The sequence below is a fragment of the Pseudomonas sp. G7(2022) genome (assembly GCF_052660475.1).
In genome coordinates, this window is sequence record NZ_CP109659.1 from 588,181 (window position 1) to 608,169 (window position 19,989).

Annotated in this window: 13 protein-coding genes; 11 read left to right on the top strand and 2 right to left on the bottom strand. The window is 58.0% G+C overall.

Features of this window, described 5'->3' with window-relative positions:
- Position 1: 1 nt before the first annotated feature.
- The gene (rsgA, locus tag NE357_RS02575; RefSeq protein ID WP_169428598.1) at positions 2-1,033 is read right to left on the bottom strand and encodes a small ribosomal subunit biogenesis GTPase RsgA; all 1,032 of its coding nucleotides are present in this window, start codon (positions 1,031-1,033) and stop codon (positions 2-4) included.
- 107 nt (positions 1,034-1,140) lie between these two features.
- On the opposite strand from rsgA, the gene orn reads away from it, so the two are divergent.
- The 6 genes from orn (at position 1,141) to NE357_RS02605 (ending at position 12,430) form a co-directional block, all read left to right on the top strand.
- Complete coding sequence (gene orn / locus NE357_RS02580) at positions 1,141-1,683, top strand: oligoribonuclease (protein ID WP_064593092.1); 543 nt, start codon at positions 1,141-1,143, stop codon at positions 1,681-1,683.
- A gap of 83 nt (positions 1,684-1,766) precedes the next feature.
- Positions 1,767-2,378, top strand: coding sequence for a trimeric intracellular cation channel family protein (locus NE357_RS02585; RefSeq protein WP_064379088.1), 612 nt, complete (start codon positions 1,767-1,769; stop codon positions 2,376-2,378).
- Positions 2,379-2,551: 173 nt separating this feature from the next.
- Positions 2,552-3,583 (top strand): hypothetical protein, encoded by a 1,032-nt coding sequence (locus NE357_RS02590; protein WP_169428599.1) that lies wholly within the window; start codon positions 2,552-2,554, stop codon positions 3,581-3,583.
- Positions 3,584-3,770: 187 nt separating this feature from the next.
- Positions 3,771-6,281 (top strand): leucine-rich repeat domain-containing protein, encoded by a 2,511-nt coding sequence (locus NE357_RS02595; protein ID WP_169428600.1) that lies wholly within the window; start codon positions 3,771-3,773, stop codon positions 6,279-6,281.
- Between the two features lie 347 nt (positions 6,282-6,628).
- Positions 6,629-7,615 carry a hypothetical protein gene (locus NE357_RS02600; RefSeq protein WP_169428601.1) on the top strand — a complete coding sequence of 329 codons (987 nt, stop codon included), beginning with the start codon at positions 6,629-6,631 and terminating at the stop codon, positions 7,613-7,615.
- Between the two features lie 81 nt (positions 7,616-7,696).
- Positions 7,697-12,430, top strand: a complete 4,734-nt coding sequence (locus NE357_RS02605) for an RHS repeat domain-containing protein (RefSeq protein ID WP_169428602.1) — start codon at positions 7,697-7,699, stop codon at positions 12,428-12,430.
- Between the two features lie 58 nt (positions 12,431-12,488).
- On the opposite strand, the gene queG is transcribed toward NE357_RS02605, so the two are convergent.
- Complete coding sequence (queG, locus tag NE357_RS02610) at positions 12,489-13,589, bottom strand: tRNA epoxyqueuosine(34) reductase QueG (protein WP_169428603.1); 1,101 nt, start codon at positions 13,587-13,589, stop codon at positions 12,489-12,491.
- A gap of 63 nt (positions 13,590-13,652) precedes the next feature.
- Here queG and NE357_RS02615 point away from each other — a divergent pair, with 63 nt between their 5' ends.
- The 5 genes from NE357_RS02615 to miaA are packed head-to-tail and all read left to right on the top strand — an operon-like array spanning position 13,653 to position 19,925.
- Entirely contained in the window at positions 13,653-15,152 is a 1,500-nt protein-coding gene (locus NE357_RS02615; protein WP_169428604.1) for an NAD(P)H-hydrate dehydratase, read from the top strand.
- Complete coding sequence (gene tsaE, locus NE357_RS02620) at positions 15,140-15,610, top strand: tRNA (adenosine(37)-N6)-threonylcarbamoyltransferase complex ATPase subunit type 1 TsaE (RefSeq protein ID WP_169428605.1); 471 nt, start codon at positions 15,140-15,142, stop codon at positions 15,608-15,610. The genes NE357_RS02615 and tsaE overlap by 13 nt, the downstream gene beginning before the upstream one ends.
- A gap of 51 nt (positions 15,611-15,661) precedes the next feature.
- A complete protein-coding gene (locus tag NE357_RS02625; protein ID WP_423815208.1) occupies positions 15,662-17,050 on the top strand; it encodes an N-acetylmuramoyl-L-alanine amidase in 1,389 nt (462 codons plus the stop codon).
- Positions 17,047-18,954, top strand: a complete 1,908-nt coding sequence (mutL, locus tag NE357_RS02630) for a DNA mismatch repair endonuclease MutL (RefSeq protein WP_169428607.1) — start codon at positions 17,047-17,049, stop codon at positions 18,952-18,954. The genes NE357_RS02625 and mutL overlap by 4 nt, the downstream gene beginning before the upstream one ends.
- A complete protein-coding gene (miaA, locus tag NE357_RS02635; protein WP_169428608.1) occupies positions 18,954-19,925 on the top strand; it encodes a tRNA (adenosine(37)-N6)-dimethylallyltransferase MiaA in 972 nt (323 codons plus the stop codon). The genes mutL and miaA overlap by 1 nt, the downstream gene beginning before the upstream one ends.
- Positions 19,926-19,989 lie beyond the last annotated feature (64 nt).

The following is a 19,989-nucleotide window of genomic DNA, read 5'->3' on the forward strand; positions in this document are numbered from 1 at the left end:
CTCAGTAACCGTTTTCCGGCAGGCTGGCGATGATCGAGCGGTAGCTGTTCATCCGCTGCTGCTGGATGCGTCCGTCCTCAAGTGCCTTGAGCAAGGCACAGCCCGGTTCGCGGTCGTGCTTGCAGTCGCGGAAGCGGCAGGTGCCGAGCAGGTCGTCGAACTCGATGAAACCGGCTTCGACATCGGCACGGCTGACATGGCCGAGGCCGAATTCGCGGATGCCCGGGGAGTCGATCAGTTCACCGCCGCCGGGGAAGTGGAACAGCCGTGCGGTGGTCGTGGTGTGGGTGCCCTGGCCGGACAGTTCGGACAGCGGGCCGACACGGGTTTCCACGTCGGGCAGCAGGCTGTTGACAAGGGACGACTTGCCGACACCGGACTGACCGACGAACACGCTGATGCGCCCGTCGAGCTGTTTCTGCAACTGCTCCATGCCGTTGCCATGGTGCGCCGAGACTTCCAGCACCGGATAACCCAGGGTCCGGTACACCGCCAGCAGCGCGTTCAGGGCCGGGGCGTTCTGCTCGTCGATCAGGTCGAACTTGTTCAGCAGCAACAGCGGGCGGATGCCGGCGTGTTCGGCGGCGACCAGATAACGGTCGATCAGGTTGGCATGGGGCTCGGGCAGCGGGGCGAAGACGATGACGATCATGTCGACGTTGGCGGCCACCGGTTTGAGCTGACCACGGCTGTCCGGACGGCACAGCTCGGTGGTGCGCGGCAGTTGCGCGACGATCACGCCGATGCCCTGGTTGCCGGCGCGCCAGACGACGCGGTCGCCGGTTACCAGCGCTGGCAGGTTGGCCCGCAAGTGGCAGCGGAAGACCTGGCCGGCCAGTTCGCCGTCAACGGCCTCGACCTCGACCTGCACACCGAAGTGGGCGATCACCAGGCCATGCTGTTCCGGGCCCAGGTCGCCGCCTTCGAGCGCCTCGACAGCCGAGGACTCGCGTTTGGCGGCGCGGGCGGCGCGCTCGCCCTGAATCTTTTCGATGCGCCAGTTTTGACGACGATTGAGTTGGCGTTTGGCCATGGGTGTTCCGTCTGAAGAATGCAGCGATTAGGTAAAACGGCCGCGAGTTTAGCACGCCCGGGCATCGCCCTAGGCTAAACTGCGCAGCATTGCTCAGGAGCCGAAATATGCAAAACCCGCAGAATCTGATCTGGATCGACCTGGAAATGACCGGTCTGGATCCGGAAAACGACGTGATCATCGAAATGGCCACCATCGTCACCGACAGCGATCTCAACACCTTGGCCGAAGGCCCGGTGATCGCCATCCACCACAGCGACGAAGTCCTCGCCCGGATGGACGAGTGGAACACTCGCACCCACGGCAACTCCGGCCTGACCCAGCGCGTGCGCGATAGCCGCATCAGCATGGCCGAAGCGGAAGCCGAAACCATCGCCTTCCTCGAAAAGTGGGTGCCGAAGGGCAAGTCGCCGATCTGCGGCAACAGCATCTGTCAGGATCGCCGCTTCCTTTATACCCACATGAAGTCGCTGGAAAGCTACTTCCACTACCGCAACCTCGACGTCTCCACGCTCAAGGAACTGGCCGCGCGCTGGGCGCCGGACGTGCGTGACAGCTTCAAGAAAGGCAGCACTCACCTGGCGCTGGACGACATCCGCGAATCCATCGCCGAGCTGCAGCACTACCGCAAGCATTTCATCAAGTTCTGAGATCGGCACCCACGCCGGGGCGCCCTCTTTTGGTGCCTCGGCGAAGTGAGTAGACTGCGCGCCTTCCTGCCAGGATCGCCACCATGTTGCTGATGCTCTACCTCGTTGCCATTACTGCCGAAGCCATGACCGGCGCCCTGTCTGCGGGCCGTCGCGGCATGGACTGGTTTGGCGTGGTGCTGATTGCCTGCGTCACGGCATTGGGCGGCGGTTCGGTGCGCGACGTGTTGCTCGGGCACTACCCACTGACCTGGGTCAAACACCCGGAATACCTGGTGCTGACCACGGTCGCGGCGATGATCACCGTGTTCACGGCGCGCTGGATGCGTCACCTGCGTTCGCTGTTTCTGGTGCTCGATGCGGTCGGCCTGGTGGCGTTTACGCTGATCGGCTGCATGACCGCCCTGGAAATGGGCCACGGCATGCTGGTGGCTTCGGTCAGCGGCGTGATCACCGGGGTATTCGGCGGCATCCTGCGCGACATCTTCTGCAACGACATTCCGCTGATCTTTCGCCGTGAGTTGTATGCCAGCGTCTCTTTTGCAGCGGCCTGGTGTTACATGTTGTGCCTGTATCTCAATGTGCCGAGTGAGCAGGCAATCCTGATTACCTTGTTTGGCGGTTTTCTGTTGCGATTGCTGGCGATTCGTTTTCATTGGGAAATGCCAAAGTTTGTCTATAACGACGAGCATTGATAGTTGTTGCAGTCACGGTTTAATAAACGACCATTTGCAGCCTTCCGGCGGTTTGCAAGTGTATGTTTCTTACATTTTTCGCTTTGCTGATTGTTTTAAGGTCATGTTATTTCTTTTGTTGATGGATTGTTCAATGCCAATCCTTGAATAAAACTCCTCAAAGGAAATGCAACATGAATGAAGATGTGAGCGAAACACAGGGCGGGCAAACCATCGCACCTGTTCTCGAAGGCCTTGCCAGCTTCAAGGTAAAGTTTGATGCTGGCGACAGCACCAGCAGCAAATCACTATACGGCAATGGCCGCATGCAGGTGAAAGTGCAAGTTCTGGTGTCCGGAGTGGATGCCAACGGCAACTTCATGCACGTGCCGGAAAGTGTAATGGATAGCATAGAACTCATTCATTACAGTACCGGCAGGACGTTACGTGACGGCTGGGCGGCGAGCACCGAACAAGGGCGTTATACGCTTGAGACGCAAACGTCGGCGACAGGTGAGGTCGTTTACGACGACGATGCTGAAAATGACAGCGTTCATCCTCAGGTTCGCACCTTCTGGGTATCCTCATCGGTCGCCGGGACGACCAGGATCGCTGCGCGCCTGTCTCTGAACGGGTTGAGAATTCTCAGTAACGGAACCACGCTGTCCAGCGTCCATGACAGCAGCATTACGATCGAATCCCAAACGCCTCCGGCTTATGCCATTGAACAGTTCCGCTGGTATCAAGCCCGGCGCGGCAATGAGCAACCCGGTAATCGCATCTTCAACTATTATCTGGGGCTTTATCCGCAGGGGCAGCAGATCAAGCTGGTTGATTGGATCGCAGACGGAGCTGAAGCGGGGAAAGACCACGCTTTTGCTGGGGGGAACAAGTTAGAGGAGCCGAGAACCAATTTTATGCGGGCCACTTTTGTCCGCCCGGAACGGAATACTTTGGAGGTGAAACTGCCATTTAATGGCGATCCCATTGCGTATCTTTTCCCCGATGCCATTACAAGAGAGTCAAAAACATACTCTGTAAGGGTCAATGATCACAACGGAGAGCTGACGGTTGTGCAGGCGCTGTCCGAATATTCTGAAATTGCACCTGGTTCCAGGCACGGCGAAATATTTCACTTTCGCGCCATTGATCAACACGGTACCGAGCATAGTTTAGCGTTGAGGCTGGATTTTTATACGCGCAACTTCACGCTTGAGCGAGGTTGATAGCATTTTCTGCTGATGCACATTCGGCAGGAGTAGTAGGTATATATGCTCTTTTAACGGCGGATATCGATACTCTGTGATGTTCAATTGTCGGGTATTCGCATAAAAAGTGCAGTACTTATGACTTGTGTTGGCCCCTTGGTTCTGCGGGGGCCAGCGTAAACTACTCCTCAAGGATGAGAACTCAATGGCTGACAAAACGCCAAAGGTCAAAACTGTTCCTGCCCCAAACCATTCACCCGATTTCAGCATCAATGTTTCACATCGACCAACCTCCCCCATTCCAGTAGCACCGCAGGTATCCATGCCGAATCGACTGGAACCGTCGAACCCTTTCGTCCGGCTAGAGGTGGGTGCATTGATGCAGGAGAGCAATGTGAGTGCGAACCCGGTTGCTTTTGCGATCGACGAGCTTGCGATGCTTTCCGCGCCCCGCTCCCTGGCAGATTACCGGATACCTGCTTCAACACTCCTCGGCGACGCCGATGCTCAGGGCATCCGGATGTACAAGGGGCGTCAGTTTGTGGCAGTCGCCGACGGCCATTTCGTGCAAGTGGTCCTGGATGCCGGGAGTGGTCTGCTTCGCGCCACGCAAGCCAGAGAGCTCAACCCTTCCGGTCCGCTATTGAAGCCCGATGGTGAGGGCCGGTTCTGGCTCGCACTGGACAGCAGTGATTCGCGCAATCGTCTCGCAAGGACGGATTCGATACACAGACGGACGGCTGAACTGGTTCACCGCGTGGGGTATTCGGTGGACGACTTCTCTGAAATTACAATGACACGTGTCCTTGCGGTGAGTGGAATGGATGAAGCGTTGGCGCGTGATTTCCCCATTCATTCTCGTTCCCTCGCGGTGCTCCAGGAAACTCTCAGGCGTTTCAGCCTCGATCGGAAAATCCAGATTTTCTTCACACAACTGCAGCATCCCGATCCGCTGGTTCGCGCCCAGCTCGATCCACAACTGCTGGCGCTGCTGAAGTCGCGCAAGGGCGATCTTGCCGAGAGGGACCGGGCTCTGCTCTTCCAGGATCATGAGCGTGCGTTTGAACTCGACTGTGACGAAAACACGTTGCAGATGCGACGCAGTTTTCCGGAACTGACCAAAACGGTGGCCGAGGCGCTGTGGCAGGACGCAAGCGCCTCCGATCGTCTGTATGTGCATAGTCATCCGGGAATGACACGACAAATGGCAGAAGACGCGCAGCTGGCAATGCGCGATGTGCGTCTGGCAAGAGCCTGTGAAGGGATTTACCTTGATTCGGTATCCAGTTTCGATAGTGATCGGCTGGCGTTGCACATGATCGGCCTCCTTGCGCAGTGGCCATCGACAGTTCGTATCGAAATTCGTCACAACGCGAAAGTCGCGACCGCTGTTGGCGATGTTCAGGCGCCGTTCCTTCATGTACTGGTCAGACAGGACTCCGGGTATGTCATCGACAGCCCCGAGGGCGCGTCTGCCAAAGATATGAACGATCTCTATTCGTCAGTCTGGTTGCGGTTATTGCCCGTTCAGCGTCAGGCGCTCGGTGTCCTGGATGGAGGAGGGCAAGCGTTACGGCAATTGGTGCGTTTACAGCCGTTGCCCTCGCGCCAAGTCGTGAGCGAAGTTCTGGAAATGGCTCCACGGCCGGTTTCTGTCGATCCCGCTGCCTTGCAATACGCGCAAACGGGAGGATTGCGAGGTGGAGCCGATAACGATCCGACATCGGCAAAGTCAGTTGTAGACAGCGTGCGTGAGCTTTATCCGCAACTCAAGGATGAGGAGGTGACGGCGTTTATCAACCGGCGATTGAAGAATGATCCATCCGGCGTGATACAGCGGCTTGAAAAAGAGTTCGCGATGCTGCGTGAAGAACTGGCGATATGGAGTGCCGGTGAGTCATCACCTCATTCGCAATCGTCGGGATGGTCGTCAGCGCCGACACTTGTCGAACAGCGCCAGGCCCGCGAGCAATTCAGCAAGTTGCTGCAGGATATCTGGCAGCGCAAGTCGATTTCGAGATGGGAATATGGTGACTATCATTTTTCTGCTGATGTCGATTTTTCTGGCGAGTTACCAAGGTTATCCACCCGATTCGAATATGTAACAGAGTTAATATTAACCGCAAAAAATCCGGAGGCACGGATCGGTCCATTTCTCGACAGTTTTCCCAACGTTCAATATTTGATGGTGAACGGCGTAAAAATGGAGGACCTTGCGCCAGGGATCTTCCAAATGCGTGAGTTGCGTCAACTTACCTTGAACGGGTGCTCGCTCAGACTTTCTGAAGCAACGGCTGAGGGGCTGGGGAGAATAGAAACGCTGACACTGTTGAATCTGTCACAGAACCCTTTGACGGTGGCTCCGCATGTAGGCTTCATGCAGGATCTGACTGAGTTGATGCTGCATGACGCCAATCTTTCAAATGTGCCTTCGGGAGTAGGAACACTCAAGGAGCTCGAGATATTGACGTTGCAGAACAATAATATTGTCGATGTGGGGGATGAGTTATTCGATATTCTGGATACACAGAATCTATTCATCGGTCTGGTGGGCAACCCCTTGAATAACGCTTCCAGGGAGCGAATTGACCAATATCTTGACCGTTCCAGCATGGATAGAAAAATAGAAATAAAAGTGGAAGAGTCTTTTTCAGACTCGGAGTACGAAAGTGACTCTTCAGAAAGTGGGTTCGGGACAGACTCAAGCAGTAGCTGACTGTTGATAAGCGTAACGTTCTGCGTATTTTTCTAACACGATCTGATACGAATGAATAACGTAGCGCTTCATCTTCTGTTATCGGTAAAGCCAGAATAAAGGAGAGAAGCGCTGCGGGGAATGCCGAAACGAAAGGGGCACGGATGGAAAGCTTGAATTTCGTAATTTGGAGTTTCCCTTTTTGAATGTTTGTTTGCTGTGCCGGGTTTGATGTTAAGGTATTTCCTCGGATGGCCTGTTCATAATTTGTCGAGTGTCTTGGCTGTTATTGTTGTTTTAGTCATGCGTCAATACTTGGGCGCGTCCTTGTATGGACGTCATGTATTTATTAGCCAAGGTGTTATTGAATGTCTGACGAACAACTTAGTATTTCCCGTATCGAAGTTAAACTCGACGCTACCAAGTCTGGCCAGCACAAAGTGCTTTACGCCAACGGTCGCATGCAAGTGCGTGTGTTGGTGCTTGTACAAGGAGCCGATAGCAATGGTGATGGCGTGTCACTGTACGGGCATCCCGCCTTGCAGACACTGCGGCTGATTGCCTACAACGGTGCTCGGCCTCTGGAAGGTGACTGGAGTGTATCCAGGCAGGAGAACCGGTTTGCCCACGAAATGTCGGGTGGGGCGCCGCGCGTTACAGAAGTTCGCCAAGTCAAGGACAATCGAATCAGTGATGATTCCGATCCTGTGCAAGTATTTGAATTTTGGGTTTCCGCTTCCCGGCCTGGAATCATGGAAGTGGCTGCCGAAATAACCATGGATAACGTGACGCTGCGAACGAACGGAATTGGCTTCGATAGCAGTGTCACGCTGGAAGCTATTCCGCCGAGAGTGTATTCGCTGAACAGTTTTTCGCTGAATAAATATGAAGAGAAGCAGCAGAGGGCCTCTTACGACTGGATCCAGCTTTACCATATTGGACTGCACGCAGAGGGCAGGCAGGTTCATCTCCTCGACTGGTACAGCAGTGAGGTCAAGCTTGATCCTTATGATTCTGAAATGGCGGCGCTGGTCTACGTGTCCGGAAATATTCCCGATACACGGGACGGACGCAGAAACTTTTACGGTTACATGGCGCCGATTTATGGGCAGAAAACAACGTTTCGCAGTCCGCTGGGCTATGTGACCGTACCTATTAACAAAGTGCCCGGCCAGTTGACACTTGTTCAGTATATTTCCGCTGACTTTCAAGTGGCACGGGAAAATGAAAGTGCATTCGAGTTTGCAGTGCTTGATGAGTTCGGCTCGGAACACAGGCTTTCGCTCGATGGTGACAAGGAACAGCGTACCTTTATTTTGGGCGAGTCCCGGCGGTCAATGAAACAGCTTGCCTGATTTTGTCAGGTGGCCAGCCAGTGTTCACTGGTCACTTGATTTCCCAATATCTGAATATGGAAATAAAGGACGTCTTTTTCAATGGAAAGTAATTCATCTTCCAATGCTCACTCCAATGCTTTCAACTTCGGTGAGTTTGTTTCTGGAGGCGTTGACCCTCGCACCGGAATGTATACGTGTTCATTTTCGCTGGGCAAGTTGCACTCGGCGGGTCTCAATGGCCCTGAGCTTGCACTGACATTGGGTTTCAATCCACTGAATCAAGTGGATACCGGGTTCGGCGTCGGCTGGTCTTTGTCCATGACGCATTACGACTTGCGCAGCAAGGTCATGACGCTGGCAAACGGTGAACGCTATAAGGCTGTGGAGACGTCTGCCGGCCTGAAGTTCAGGGAAATGAAACTGCAAACCGCCAAGGTGCTGGAGACGGGGGGCGGACGCTATGAAGTCCGGTACAAGGATGGTCGGCGTGAGTTGCTCAAGGTTCAGGCCGGCACCCAGGTCGCGGTAGTAGAAAAAATCATTGCCCCGAACGGTGTGAGCATCACGCTGAAGCATGTGTTGTTCAATCAGTTTCCCATGTTGGTTGAAGTCAATGACACCCAGCGATGCCTGCTGAAAATCACACGCAAGGCAGGTCAGGTGATACTGACCCGGCATCCTGGTACTTCGGCCGCTACCGATTACGGACTGGTCCTGAAAAATAGTCGGGTAACGGCCATCGAGCTTCCGGTCGGCAAAGGCTGGGAGCTGGAATATGAGGTCATTGATCAGGCCATCTATTTGTGGCGCGTCGTCAATCCGTTGCGCGGTGTCGAATTCATTCGCTACAAGCGCCAGGGTCACCTCTTCGTAAACGGCGTGGAGCGGTCACTGCCATTTGTCATCGCTCACGATATTTATCCGGGGCACCACCAACCCAGGCTCTGCAAGGAATACTCGTATTCCGACCATAACTTTCTCGGGCAGGGCCTCATCCCGACCAGAAGTAATGACGGAGATCCTCTCTACCTGGCGCCCGCCAACTACGTCTATTCCTCGACCGAGCGGTTGGTGGTCAAGGGGGCGGTGCACACCCTTGTCAACCGCACTTACAACAAGTTCCATTTGTTGACCGCAGAGGTCACTACAAGAGGTGATGCCAAGACCTCAGTCGCCACCGAATACCATTGTTCCGTCACCAAGCCATTCAATGAGCAGCCGGCTCAGTTCCGCATGCCAAAGATTCAGACGGTGACTTATCTCGACCGGCGCACCCAACAGACGCGTCAGGAAACCACCGTCACTGAGTTCGATGGTGAAGGCAACTTGCTCAAACTTGTCGAGCCGAATGGAATGACCACTTTGTCGGAGTTTTATCCGGCAAGCGGTGGGGACAAGTGTCCAGAGGATCCGATGGGCTTCGCCAGGTTCCAGAAAAAGAGGACAGTCATCCCGGCAGACGGGGGAGGGAACTCGACTGTTACCTACTACGACTATGCCCTGCATCCTGCGCTGGAAGGTGCAGAGCTGGCCTTCGTCCTGCCAGTTGAGGAGCGTTTTTTCGAGCTTGTGGAGGGGGTTGAGATCCAGCGGTCGAAAACCGAAAAAAGTTACCTGAATACGCCGCAGGACCCGTTCAAACATGGGGCCACGCAAGAGCAAAGTGTCACCCGTAACGATAAAAAGACCCGTACTGAATTTTCCTATGAGCTCAAGGACACCCGGCTGGAAGTAAAGTCCAGTACATACGGATTTGATGGAACGCTGCAGACCAGTGAGAAAGTGCTTTCGACACTGACTGGATTACAGGTCTCGGAAATCGGTGTCGATGGCGAGCACATCGAGTATGAGTACGACGCAATCGGCCGGGCAGTATGCAAGACGGTTGCCCCTGGAACGCCCTTCGCGAGCTCTACTCAGTGGTCTTATATATCCGCCAGCCAGAAACTGCCGGCCACAATAGTGGGAACGAATCCCGCCGGCGGCGAGCAACGCGTAAGTGTTGACGGCCTGGAACGGGTGATCACCGTTGCGGAAAAGGACTGTGACCGTCCGGACAAGGAGGGACTTATTCAGACTCGCACCCTTTATTCCGCGGTTCATGATTCGGCGGGTAACAGGATACAAGTGACACTGACCGATTGGCGCGACGGCAAACCTTGTCCAGTGGTGACTCGCTACGAATTCGATGACTGGGGCCAGGTCTGCAAGACGCTCCATGCCGATGGGCGCATCGAACACAGCGAGGTCGATCCGGTTGCTCGCCAGCAAACGAATTGGCTTCAAGGGATGGGCAAGACAGTCACCCTCGTCAACTCGTTCGGAAAGCCTCTGAGTGTCGAGAGCTTCAACCTTAAGAACAGCAGTCTGGGCAAAACGGTTTACACCTATGACGGCCTCGGGCGCACGACCACCGAGACCGATCCTGCCGGCAATACCACACGCTATGAATATGACGTCTTCGACCGGATGACCCGCAGCGTCCTGCCCGATGCCAGCGAGGTGGTAACCGATTACGCCGATCACAGTGACGAAGCGCTGCCGGCCTGCATCCAGGTCGACGGCAAAATGTTGGGCCGGCAAACCTATGACGGCTTGAATCGTCTCACGCAAAGCACAGTGGGCGGGCGCAAGTCCGAAGCCGGTTATGAAGCGGGCTTCCGTCAGCCGCAGTGGCACAAGAGTCCCGATGGCAAGAAAACCGAATTCACCTATTTGCGTGAGCTGGGCGGTTTACTGACGGAGCGCAAGGCGGGTGCGTTGCTCACAACCATGACTTACGACCCGGTCAATGGTCATCCCCTGACCTGCAGTGAAAACGGCAGAGAGCGTCGTTTTACGTATTACCCTTCCGGGCGTATCAAATCCGAAACGACCACTTACGGGGTGATCAGTAAATCAACTTCCTTTACCTATTCTCTTGAGGGGCGACCGCTCACCTATATCGATGTGCTGGGGACGGAGCGCAGATCCGAATACGATGATCACGGTCGTCTGCTATCAACCTTGCAGGGGTCACTGAAAACCGAATTCCACTACAACCTTCAGACCGGGTTGCTGGAATGGACAATGACCGAAGAGACTTCGCTCAAGCGTCAAATGATCACCCGGTTTGCCTACGATGATATCGGTCGTGAAACATGCCGTACTTTCGAGGTCAAGGGCCAGCCCGATCAGACGCTGGTGTCGACCTATACACTGGCTGGCAAACTGGCGCGGAAGGTGTCCAGCCGCGGTACGCAAGTGTTGCGCGATGAACAGTTTTCCTACGACAGGCGGGGGCGTCTGATCCAGTACGACTGCGCCGGAACCCACAAGCCCCGGGATCCCTATGGCAAGGAGATTGTTCAGCAGGCGTTCACATTCGATGCGCTGGATAACCTGCTCACCGTACAGACGCGGTTCCCGCTGGGTGTGAACCTGACTACCTTTGGTTATGACAACCCGGACCCTGCGCAACTCAGCTCGGTCAAGCATTCACACGTCGACTATCCCTCGGCAGTGACCCTGGAATATGACGCCAACGGCAGGATGATCAAGGATGATCAGGCGCGAACCCTGGCCTATGACGCGTTCGGGCGACTCGAGCAATTGACCGGTGCAGGAGGCAAGGTCATTCGCGGCTACCATTACGACGGGTTCGACCAACTGGTTGAACTGGCGCAACCGGATACGGTAACTACCCAGCGTTATTACCATGAAGGCCGGATCACCCATGAAGTCAGCGGTAATCGTTCATCCAGCGTCGTGCGTCACGGTGGATTGCTTGTAGGGCAGCAACAACTCGGATTGAGCTCCGGTATTCAGCTGTTCGGCACCGATCAGCAGCAAAGTGTGTTGGCTCAACTGGGTGAGGAGCATCTGACCGATTGCGCTTACAGCCCTTATGGGCACCGTCCCGCCGAAGGTGGCTTGTTCAGTCTGGCGGGCTTTAACGGCGAGCAACTGGACCCGGCTACCGGTCTGTATCTGTTGGGCAATGGATACCGAGCCTATAGCCCGACCTTGATGCGCTTTCTCAGCCCCGACAGCATGAGTCCGTTTGGTGAAGGCGGATTGAATGCCTACGCCTATTGCCTGGGCGATCCTGTCAATCGTATTGACCCCACTGGACACATCTCCTGGCAAACCATCCTGGGCGTTGGATTGAGTGTTTTCGGGATTGTTGCCAGCGTATTGACGATGGGAGCGGCGACGCCCTGGGCAGTGGCGGCCTTGGGGCTGGCCGTTACTTCGGGCTTGTCGAGTATTGCCAGCGAGGTGGTCAATGAGCTGGAGCCGGAATCTCAAGCGGGGAATATATTGGGCTGGATCACCTTTGGTCTTGGACTGGCTTCGTTCGGGGCTGGGCTGGGGGCGGGTGCCAGAGCGGGCATTAATGCGGGCAGGAAACTCGCTGGCGCCTGGGCGCAAGGGGCGAGTGGCAAGGGGGCAGGCGCTGCGGGCAAAGAGATGGCCAAAGGAATGATCAAGGGAAAAGGAGCCAAGGCTGCAGCAAAAGCCAGGAAAGCCGCTGAGCCGGTTGCCGAAGAAGTGAAGTGGACACTGGTCAGGCCCAAAGACAAGATGAATATTGTCAGAATAGAAGCGCGCAAGGCCACGGAAGACAGAGCTGAACTGTTCATGAAACATATCGAGGCGGGTAATTCCCCGACCTCCGCCGCCGCGCTCATACACGCCGACTATACGCCAATGTATGGTCCGGCCAGTTCCGGGGCAAAGCCGATGCATCTTTACTTATCGCAGGGGGATCGCATTTATCTGACGGAAGACACCAAGCACAAGATTGTCACCATCAAGCAGGTGGGTGGCCACTACAACGAAAAAAAATAGGTGCGAATAACGCACCCGGACAGCGACGGGCATGAGGCAACGACACTCAATGTCCAGACTACGGCTTGAGCACCGTGTCTGCAGGTTTTGCCTGTGCTGATCGTGAGTGTTGTTCAAGCGCCCATTCCACATGCTCTCTCACCAACTCTGACGGATAATCCCGTCGCGCCTTCAACGCTTCCAGCACCGGAATCGTTGAAGGCGCATTCCCCAGACCCACCGCCAGATTGCGCAGCCAGCGTTCGTAACCCGCCCGGCGCAACGGCGAGCCTTCGGTACTGCTCAAAAACTTGTCTTCATCCCACAGAAACAGCTCGGCGAGTTCGGCATTGTCCAGATTGTGCCGTGGCTTGAAATCGCTTTCGCCGGAGGGGCGGGCGAAGCGGTTCCACGGGCAGCAGATCTGGCAGTCGTCGCAGCCGAACACCCGGTTGCCGATCAGCGGTCGCAGGTCTTCGGGAATAGCGTTCTTCAACTCGATGGTCAGGTAGGAAATGCAGCGTCGCGCATCCAGCACATACGGGCCGACGAAGGCGTTGGTCGGGCAGATGTCGAGGCACGCGGTGCAGCGCCCGCAATGTTCGCTGCTGTGGGGTTCATCCACCGGCAAGGGCAGGTCGACGAACAGTTCGCTGAGAAAGAAGTAACTGCCGGCCTTGCGGTTGAGCACCAGAGTGTTTTTGCCGATCCAGCCCAGGCCGGCCTGTTCGGCGATGGCTTTTTCCAGCACCGGAGCGCTGTCGACGAAGGCGCGGAAGCCGAACGGACCGATCTCGGATTGAATCCTGTCCGCCAGTTGTTGAACGCGTTTACGGATCAACTTGTGATAATCGCGGCCCAAGGCATAACGCGAGATGTAGGCCTTTTCCGGTTTGGCCAGCAATTGTGCCATTTGCGTGTCGCCCGGCAGGTAGTCCATGCGCAGGGAAACGACACGCAAGGTGCCCGGCACCAGTTCTTCGGGGTGCGAGCGTTTGCTGCCGTGGGCACCCATGTAATCCATTTCGCCGTGGTAGCCGGCCTCGAGCCAGCGTTGCAGGTGCTGCTCATGCTCGGCCAGGTCCAGACCGCTGATGCCGACTTGCTGGAAGCCCAGCTCGCGGCCCCAGTCCTTGATGGATTGGGCGAGGGCAGGCAGATCTGTGGTGATGGCAGACATGAGGCGAGAGAAACCGGAGCTGAGGTGCGTATAATTCTGCCAGACATCGGAGCCCGAAGACGCATGCCGCACACTAAAGATCAATTACCCGACGCGCTGTACCGCGCCGCGCAGGTGCGCGAACTCGACGCACGGCTGATCGCCGCCGGCACGCCGGGCTTCGAATTGATGCAGCGTGCCGCCCATGCCACCTGGCGCGCGCTGGTGCGCCAATGGCCGGCCGCGAATCAAATGACGGTGCTGGCCGGGCACGGCAACAACGCCGGCGATGGCTATCTGGTGGCGGCGCTGGCCCACCGGGCGGGTTGGCAGGTTCAGGTGCTGGCTGTCGGCGAGCCGCAGCGTCTGAAGGGCGATGCCGCGGTGGCACACGCCGAAGCCGTGGCTGACGGCGTCTCGATTGCCCCGTGGGATGTGTCCTGCGAGTTGCGCGGTATCGTCGTTGACGCGTTGCTCGGCACCGGCCTGAGCGGTGACGTGCGTGAGCCTTATGCCTGCGCGATTGCGGCGATCAATGGCAGCGGACTGCCGGTGGTGGCGGTCGATATCCCTTCCGGGTTGTGTGCTGATACCGGTCATGCGCTGGGTGATGCAGTGCGCGCCGACCTCACCGTGACCTTCATCGGCCTGAAACTCGGGCTGTTTACGGGCGCGGCAGCGGATCACGTCGGCGAACTGCTGTTTAACGATCTGCAGGCTTCGACCGAAACCTTCAGTGACATTCCTGTCGCCGCTCGCCGGCTCAACGTGGCTAACCTTCCGCATCTGGCTGCCCGTGCGCCGGCTGCGCACAAGGGGCGTTTCGGTCATGTGCTGCTGATCGGCGGCGATCACGGTTTTGGCGGGGCAATTCTGCTCAGCACCGAAAGCGCCTTGCGCAGCGGGGCCGGGATGGTGTCGCTGGCGACCCGCCCGGAACATGTGCCGGCGGCGTTGAGCCGGGTGCCGGAAGCCATGGCGCTGGGCGCTTCTTCGGCCAATCAATTGATGGGGCTGCTGGAAAAGGTGTCCGTATTGGTGGTCGGCCCGGGGCTTGGGCAGGCCAGTTGGGGCCGGGCACTGCTGTCGGCCGCCGCCAATGCACCGCTGCCGCAAGTGTGGGATGCCGATGCGTTGAATCTGCTGGCGTCCGGCTTCGTTACTCTGCCCAGGGATTGCGTGATCACACCGCATCCGGGTGAAGCGGCGCGCTTGCTTGGGATCAGCACGGCAGAAGTGCAAGTGGATCGTCCGGCCGCCGCGCTGGCGTTGAGCAAAAAATATACAGCGGTGGTGGTGCTCAAGGGCGCCGGCAGTCTGATCGCTCATCCCGACGGGCGTCTGGCGTTGTGTCATCAAGGCCATCCGGCGATGGCCACTGCGGGGCTCGGCGATGTGCTGGCCGGTCTGGTCGGAGCGTTACTGGCTCAAGGCATGGACGTCTTCGATGCGGCTTGCCTGGCGGTCTGGCTGCACGCCAACGCCGGAGCGCAACAAGGTAAATTCGGCCGTGGGCTGGCGGCCAGTGATCTCATTCCAGCCATTCGTCAGTTGTTGGAGGAGCATGCACCGTGTCTGAAGTAACCCTGTACGTGGCCGATGAACAGGCAATGAGCGACTTTGGCGCACGGATCGCCCGCGTAACCGGGGGGCATGGCCTGATCTTCCTTGAAGGCAACCTCGGCATGGGCAAAACCACGCTGTCGCGGGGCATCATTCGCGGGCTGGGGCACGTGGGCGCGGTGAAAAGTCCGACCTTCACGCTGGTCGAGCCCTACGAGATCGGTGACGTCCGCGCCTTTCACTTTGATCTGTATCGTCTGGTCGATCCGGAAGAGTTGGAGTTTCTCGGCATTCGCGACTATTTCGAAGACGACGCCCTGTGCCTGATCGAGTGGCCCGATAAAGGTGCAGGCTTTTTGCCAAAGCCTGACCTGACCATTACCATTAGCCCGCAAGACAGCGGGCGTTCGCTGACTATTTTGTCCCAGGGCTCGCGTGGCGAGGCCTGGTGTGCCGCTTTGGCATTGGAAACCAATTAAATGATGGGGTTAGGTATGCGCTTTCGCGCGTTGGTGGCTGCCGCTGGACTGATGTTGATGGCAGTAACCGTCAACGCTGTGGCCGAAACGAAGGTCAACAGCGTGCGCCTGTGGCGGGCGCCGGACAACACGCGCCTGGTGTTCGACCTGACCGGTCCGGTGCAACACAGCGTCTTTACCCTCACTGCACCGGATCGACTGGTGATCGACATCAATGGCGCCACCCTTGGCGCGCCGTTGAAAGTCTCCACGGCCAATACGCCGATCACCGCCATGCGTTCGGCACAGCGTACGCCGACCGATTTGCGGGTGGTCATTGACCTGAAGAAAGCCGTCACCCCGAAAAGCTTCTCGCTGGCGCCGAACGCGCAGTACGGCAACCGTCTGGTGGTCGACCTGTTCGATAACCCGGCCGATGCCGCGCCTCCACCTCCGACACCTGCGCCCGCACCAACGGTAGCGACCGTTCCGGCCGTACCGGTAACCCCGACAGAACCTGCGATCAAACTGCCTCCGGCCCCGGCCGGCAAACGCGACATCATTGTGGTGATCGACGCCGGCCACGGCGGCGAAGACCCGGGTGCGTCCGGCTCACGTGGTCAGCGCGAAAAAGACGTGGTGCTGCAGATCGCCCGTGAATTGCAACGCCAGGTCAACGGCATGAAAGGCTTCCGCGCCGAACTGACCCGTACAGGCGACTACTTCATCCCGCTGCGCGGTCGAACCGAAATCGCCCGCAAGAAGGGCGCCGACCTGTTCGTCTCGATCCACGCCGACGCCGCGCCGTCTGCGGCGGCCTTCGGGGCTTCGGTGTTTGCGTTGTCCGACCGTGGCGCAACGTCGGAGACCGCCCGTTGGCTGGCCGACAGCGAAAACCGTTCCGACCTGATCGGTGGTGCCGGCAACGTCAGCCTCGACGACAAGGACCGGATGCTCGCCGGCGTGTTGCTCGACCTGTCGATGACCGCCTCGCTGACCTCCAGTCTCAACGTCGGCCAGAAAGTCCTGAGCAACATCGGCCGGGTCACGCCGTTGCACAAGCAGCGCGTAGAACAGGCCGGGTTCATGGTGTTGAAGTCGCCGGACATTCCGTCGATCCTGGTGGAAACCGGCTTTATCTCCAACGCCAACGAAGCGAACAAACTCTCTGCTTCGAGCCACCAGCAGGCGCTGGCGCGTTCGATCAGCAGCGGCGTGCGTCAGTTCTTCCAGCAGAACCCGCCACCGGGCACCTACATTGCCTGGCTGCGTGATTCGGGCAAGATCGCCCAGGGGCCACGTGATCATCGGGTCAGCCCGGGTGAGACCCTGGCGATGATTGCCGTGCGCTATCAGGTGTCGGCCGCCACGTTGCGCAGTGCCAACAACCTGAGCAGCGATGAGTTGAAGGTCGGTCAGCACCTGACCATTCCGGGCACTGAACTGGCGTCCAAAGAATGAATCAGGTTCTGAACGCTGCCCGTATCGAACTGCTCAGCCCGAGGCTGGCGAACCAGATCGCCGCCGGTGAGGTGGTGGAGCGCCCGGCCTCGGTGATCAAGGAGTTGCTGGAAAACAGCCTAGACTCCGGCGCCAGACGCATCGACGTCGATGTCGAGCAGGGCGGCGTCAAACTGTTGCGGGTGCGCGACGATGGCAGCGGAATTTCCGCCGATGACCTGCCGCTGGCACTGGCCCGCCACGCCACCAGCAAGATCCGCAACCTCGAAGACCTCGAGCAGGTGATGAGCCTGGGTTTCCGGGGCGAGGCACTGGCGTCGATCAGCTCCGTGGCACGTCTTACCCTGACTTCCCGCACCCGTGACGCCGATCAGGCCTGGCAGGTCGAAACCGAAGGCCGTGACATGGCGCCCCGGGTACAACCGGCAGCCCATCCGGTCGGCACTTCGGTGGAAGTGCGTGACCTGTTCTTCAACACCCCGGCACGACGCAAATTCCTCAAGACTGAAAAAACCGAATTCGATCACCTGCAGGAAGTGATCAAGCGTCTGGCGCTGGCGCGTTTCGACGTGGCGTTTCACCTGCGCCACAACGGCAAGACCATCCTCAGCCTGCACGAAGCTCACGATGACGCGGCTCGCGCCCGGCGTGTGGCGGCGATCTGCGGTTCGGGCTTCCTTGAGCAGGCGTTGCCGATCGAGATCGAGCGCAATGGCTTGCACCTGTGGGGCTGGGTCGGTCTGCCGACCTTCAACCGCAGTCAGGCGGATTTGCAGTATTTCTTCGTCAACGGCCGTGCGGTGCGCGACAAACTGGTGGCCCACGCGGTGCGTCAGGCTTATCGCGATGTGTTGTTCAATGGCCGGCATCCGACGTTCGCGCTGTTCTTCGAGGTCGATCCGGCAGCGGTCGACGTCAACGTGCACCCGACCAAGCATGAAGTGCGCTTCCGTGACGGGCGCATGGTGCATGATTTTCTTTATGGCACCTTGCACCGTGCCTTGGGGGATGTGCGGCCGGAAGATCAGTTGGCCGGTTCGGTCACTACCGCGGTCGTGCGGCCAACCGGTCTCGAAGCCGGCGAATTCGGGCCGCAGGGCGAGATGCGCCTGGCCGCCAACGCGCTGCTGGAGCAACCGCAGGCACAACCGACGTTCAATACCTCGTCGAGCGCCAGTGCTGGCGGTGCTTATCAGTATCAATACACGCCGCGTCCGCAATCGACCGTGCCGGTTGCCGAGGCTCAGGCCGCGTACCGCGAGTTTTTCGCGCCGCTGCCCGAGGCCAATGCCAACGCGCTGCCGGCTGGTCAGGAAGACATTCCGCCGCTGGGGTACGCACTGGCGCAGCTCAAGGGCATCTACATTCTTTCCGAGAACGCCCAGGGCCTGGTTTTGGTGGACATGCACGCCGCTCACGAGCGGATCATGTACGAGCGCCTGAAGATCGCCATGGCCAGCGAAGGCCTCAGCGGTCAGCCGCTGCTGGTGCCGGAGTCGCTGGCGGTCAGTCAGCGCGAGGCCGATTGTGCCGAAGAGCATGCGGCGTGGTTCCAGCGTCTCGGTTTCGAATTGCAGCGTCTGGGCCCGGAAACCCTGGCGATCCGTCAGATCCCGGCCCTGCTCAAACAGGCCGAGGCCAACCGTCTGGTGGGCGACGTGTTGTCGGACTTGATGGAGTACGGCACCAGCGACCGAATCCAGGCGCATTTGAATGAACTGCTCGGCACCATGGCCTGCCACGGCGCGATCCGCGCCAACCGCCGCCTGGCCTTGCCGGAAATGAACGGCCTGCTGCGCGACATGGAAAACACCGAGCGCAGCGGTCAATGCAACCATGGCCGGCCGACCTGGACCCAACTGGGCCTGGACGATCTGGACAAACTGTTCCTGCGCGGTCGTTGATGAGCCAGCTTCCTCCAGCGATTTTCCTGATGGGCCCGACCGCTGCGGGCAAGACCGACCTGGCCATCGAGCTGACCAAGGTACTGCCGTGCGAGCTGATCAGTGTCGATTCGGCGCTGGTTTATCGCGGCATGGACATTGGCACGGCCAAACCGTCGAAAGAGCTGCTGGCCGAGTACCCCCACCGCCTGATCGACATTCTCGACCCGGCCGAGGCTTATTCGGCTGCGGATTTCCGCCGCGACGCTTTGCAGGCGATGGCCGAAATCACCGCACGCGGAAAAATTCCGCTGCTGGTGGGCGGCACGATGCTCTATTACAAGGCTTTGGTCGAAGGTCTGGCCGATATGCCGGCGGCGGATCCCGAGATTCGCGCGCAGATTGAAGAAGAGGCTGCACGCCTTGGCTGGCAAGCCCTGCACGATCAACTGGCGGCAATCGATCCGGAGTCGGCGGCGCGTATTCATCCGAACGATCCACAGCGCCTGAGTCGTGCGCTGGAAGTCTATCGGGTCAGCGGTCAGAGCATGACTGAACTTCGGCTGAAACAATCTGTACAAAGTACTGAAGCGGCGGCATCGGGACGGCAACAATTGCCCTATACTGTCGCGAACTTGGCCATTGCTCCGGCAAATCGTCAGGTACTGCACGACCGCATTAAACAAAGATTCACAAATATGCTGGAACAGGGATTCATCGACGAGGTCGTAGCCCTGCGTAATAGAAGTGACCTGCATGCCGGGTTGCCGTCTATACGTGCGGTAGGCTACCGCCAGGTCTGGGATTACCTGGATGGCAAGCTGACGGCGGCCGAAATGCAGGAGCGGGGCATCATCGCCACGCGCCAATTGGCCAAACGCCAGTTTACCTGGCTGCGCAGCTGGGACGATTTGCACTGGCTCGACAGTCTGGATTGCGACAATCTGCCACGCACCTTGAAATACCTTGGGACCATCTCCATATTGGGCTGAGTCCTTGCAATTGCCGTCTATCCTTGGGGGTGTGGCGGCAAAAGCCATCTGATTACCTATTTTT